The sequence below is a fragment of the Mesorhizobium sp. M7A.F.Ca.MR.362.00.0.0 genome, assembly GCF_004023175.1.
Classification (GTDB): domain Bacteria; phylum Pseudomonadota; class Alphaproteobacteria; order Rhizobiales; family Rhizobiaceae; genus Mesorhizobium.
Genome location: NZ_RZTF01000783.1, coordinates 1 through 1,086 on the forward strand (window position 1 = coordinate 1; position 1,086 = coordinate 1,086).

General features: G+C 58.8%; 1 protein-coding gene. It reads left to right on the forward strand.

The features are described 5' to 3' along the window. The first annotated feature begins 246 nt into the window (after positions 1 to 246). Entirely contained in the window at positions 247 to 987 is a 741-nt protein-coding gene (gene istA / locus EOC06_RS37660) for an IS21 family transposase (protein WP_245470446.1), read from the forward strand. Positions 988 to 1,086: the final 99 nt, after the last annotated feature.

Genomic DNA, 1,086 nt, shown 5'->3' on the forward strand with positions numbered 1-1,086 from the left:
GTCAACGGCCTGTGCACGCAATTGGGCAATGACTGCGGATTCCAGGGAATGACCGGACGGGATTCCGATCAAAATCCGGACGGCATTCCGATTTGAAGCCGGCCAGCGTTCCAACCAAAGACCGGCCAGTTTTCGGCACTGAAGATCACCTCCTGGGTCAGCAACTTTGGCATCAAATACCTCGCTACGGACGAGGAGATTTTGATGCCGGCAAAGAGAAGGCTGACCATGAGACAGTTGAGACAAATGCTTCGGCTTGCCGGAAGCGGGACCAGCTCCCGCGAGATTGCGGTCGTGCTGGGAATAGCACGCAGTACGGTGCAGGATAATCTGCAGCGCGCAGCGGCAATCGGGTTGAGCTGGCCCCTGCCAAGCGAGCTGACCGATGACGCGCTTGAGAACAAACTCTTCGCTCGCAATGGCGTCAAACAGGGCACGCGGCGGCGCACAGAGCCGAACTGGGCCAATCTTGCCGTGGAGCTCAAGAAGCCGGGCGTCACGCTCCTCATCTTGTGGGAGGAGTATCGAGGAAGTCATCCCGACGGATATGGCTACAGCCGGTTCTGCGAGCTCTTTCGCAGCTTCGAACAGCGGCTTTCCCCGACGATGCGCCAGGAACACGCCGCCGACGACAAGGGCTTCGTCGACTATTCCGGCAAGAAGATCCCGATCGTTGATCGAGACACCGGCGAGATTCGTGAGGCGGAGATCTTTGTGGCAGTGCTGGGAGCGTCCAGCTTCACCTATGCCGAAGCCACCTGGACCCAGACACTGCCTGATTGGATTGGTTCACACGTCAGGATGTTTCGTTTCTTTGATGGCGTTCCCCGCCTGATCGTCCCCGACAATCTGAAGTCGGGTGTCAGCCGCGCCAGCTTCTACGATCCCGAGATCAATCGCAGCTACGGCATGATGGCATCCCATTATGGCGTCGGCGTTCTTCCGGCACGGCCGCGACGGCCGAAGGACAAGGCGAAGGTTTCATAGTGCGTCCTGTTCGGCTGATGGCACGGTAATGGAGGCAGGGCGGGCGGGATTAGCGTTACAGCCTGGGCGACCTTTGATGATCTCGAGGTGGGAAGGAAT